This window comes from Shewanella sp. SG44-6 (assembly GCF_014164185.1).
GTDB classification, from domain to species: domain Bacteria; phylum Pseudomonadota; class Gammaproteobacteria; order Enterobacterales; family Shewanellaceae; genus Shewanella; species Shewanella vesiculosa.
The window spans coordinates 1-2,667 of sequence record NZ_JACJER010000237.1; the positions used below are offsets into that span (position 1 = coordinate 1).

Below are 2,667 nucleotides of genomic sequence, written 5' to 3' on the forward strand. Positions count from 1 at the left end.
CCTCTCAAGGTACTAACGTGTTATTGACTCTGATTTACATCTTTCATTTCTAGGAGATTTTATGAAGTTTAACTATGCCATATTAGGATTATTATTCGCTATCGGTGGCAGTACAGCAAACGCTGAAACCGTGCACCTTACCTCATTAGATTGGGCGCCGTATTCAGGAAAAACCTTAGAAAATCAAGGTGCCAGTGTGGTTGTTGCCCAAGCTGCATTTACAGCCATGGGCCATGAGCTTGTGGTCGATTTTTTTCCTTGGAGCCGTGCGGTGAAATTAGCCTCAGAGTCAGGCTCTCAATATGTGGGGTATTTTCCAGAATACCTATATGAATCAAGCGAATTTACTTTTTCTGCTCCCATGGGACAAGGTCCACTAGGTTTAGTTGAAAAGAAATCGTCACCGATCAGCTGGGCTAAGGTAAGCGATCTTTCCAAGTATAAACTGGGCGTAGTTCAAGATTACGTCAATACAGAAGAACTTGATGCACTTATCGCCAGTAAAGAGATCAAACCTCAAGTGGTCACATCAGATGAAATTAACGTACAAAAAGTCCTCGGTGGCCGCATCGATGCAGCTGTAATTGACGCTAACGTTCTCAATTACATGCTCACCCATAGCAGCAAACTCGCTAAGGATAAAGATCAGGTTCAGATGAACGCTAAGCTATTGATGAATAAAGACCTTTACATTGCATTTCGCAATGATGCTGAGGGTAAGAAATGGCAAGATATCTATGACCAAGGGTTAAGTAAAATTGATATTAATGCACTCATGACAGAGCATTTAAAGTAACAGTGAAGCAGTACTGCACATTAAGTGTCGATGTGATCCGACTTTATTCGGACGCTGTTATCGATACCTATAATTTTAAAGTATCGTAATAAACTAGATTACGATGCGTTATTGAACTCAAGTTAAAATGAGTAATTTTATGACGCTATTCAAATCAATTTCTTTTAAGTTAATCATGGCAGCCTTAGTCGCAGTCACCTTTTTAGTGGTGATCTTTGGGGTGTATGACTATTTTGCTCAAAGTGAAAAATTACGACACAAACAAGATGTGCAACTAGATTTAGTCGCCTCAAGATTACAGTTAAGCCTTCCTAGCGCAGTTTGGAATTACGACGAGTCTCAAATGACTCGGATACTTGATTCAGAACAGCAGTCCGATGATGTTGCTTTTTTAACTTATCATAACGATAAAGGTGATCAGATAGCCCAATCCAAGGGGGAAATGAGTGCTAATTTTAGAACCATAAAATTGCAATATGTGGAAGATGAGACCGCTACTGAGATAGGTTCAGTCAAGTTATACATCGACGATACCAGTATTAAAGACGAGCTCGCAGAACTCGCCTTTAAAATAATTTTAAAAGGCCTATTGCTGGATATTTTTCTCGTCACCGCACTGTCTATTCTTTTTAGTAAGTTGATCACTCGGCCACTCACCCATGTCGCTAATGCCTTAGAAGATATCGCCAGTGGCGAAGGCAATTTAACCCGCAGGCTCAATGTCAGTCGTGAAGATGAAATTGGCAAGGTATCCAGTTCATTTAATCTATTTGTAGATAAAATTCAAATACTCGTGCAGTCAATTCAAGTCTCGGTTGATGATGTATTTCGAGCCGCGAGAAATGTACACACAGGTGCAGAAAGCAGTCGTGGTCATGTACACGATCAGCAATTAGAAACAGATCAAGTCGCAGCAGCAATCACACAAATGTCGGCCTCAGCCAAAGAAATCGCTACCAGCGTGCAACTATCAGCCGACTCTGCACTTCAAGCCAACATGGATGCTAAACAAGTATCTGACATTATTAATCATTCTATCGACTCTATTAATGATTTATCTAACCAATTGACGGAAGCCGCCGCTGTGGTCAACTCGCTAGATAAGGACGTAACAGACATAGTATCTATCTTAGATGTTATCCGCAGTATTGCAGAACAAACAAACTTACTGGCATTAAACGCCGCGATTGAAGCCGCAAGAGCTGGGGAACAAGGCCGTGGCTTTGCGGTTGTGGCCGATGAAGTACGCGCCCTTGCTAGCCGTACCCAACAAAGTACAGCTGAAATTCAAACTGGTATCAACAAGCTGCAATCCGGTGCTAAGTCAGCCGTTAAAGTCATGCTTGATAGTCAGAGTAAAAGTGAGGCTTCAGTTGTTAATGCCCAAAGTTCGGGAACAGCCATTAATAGAATTTTAACCTCCACTGAACAAATTACCGATATGGCGACGCATATCGCAACAGCAGTAGAGCAACAAAGTACCGTGGCAGAAGACTTAACCCACAATATCAATCGTATTGTCTCCTCTGGTCAGGACAACCTTACGCTGCTCAGTGAAATGAATCAAAACTCTGAAGATTTAGAGTCGACATCACGGGACTTAAAACAACTCACTAACCAGTTCAAGGCATAATATTAAACCTTATCAATCAGCGATAATTATTGAGTCGATACTGAGTGATAATGATGGTGTAATTAAGAGCATTTGGTGTTGCCGTAGCCAACTCAATTGAGACATCAATTGAGTTGGCTACGTCATTTTTGCTTAATAAGCATTTGAGTTAACAAGAATTAACAACGATGTTTATCAAAAAATCAGCTGCGAATCTTAATATATTGTTGCTTCTACTTTATGGTTTCCCGTGAATTTT

The 2,667-nt window shown here is 40.8% G+C and carries 2 protein-coding genes; both read left to right on the forward strand.

What is annotated here, in order from left to right; genetic code table 11:
* The first annotated feature begins 61 nt into the window (after positions 1–61).
* Complete coding sequence (locus tag H5185_RS21685; protein ID WP_124015391.1) at positions 62–796, forward strand: ABC transporter substrate-binding protein; 735 nt, start codon at positions 62–64, stop codon at positions 794–796.
* A 139-nt stretch (positions 797–935) separates the two neighbouring features.
* Positions 936–2,429 carry a methyl-accepting chemotaxis protein gene (locus H5185_RS21690; RefSeq protein WP_182722591.1) on the forward strand — a complete coding sequence of 498 codons (1,494 nt, stop codon included), beginning with the start codon at positions 936–938 and terminating at the stop codon, positions 2,427–2,429.
* The last annotated feature ends 238 nt before the right edge of the window (positions 2,430–2,667 follow it).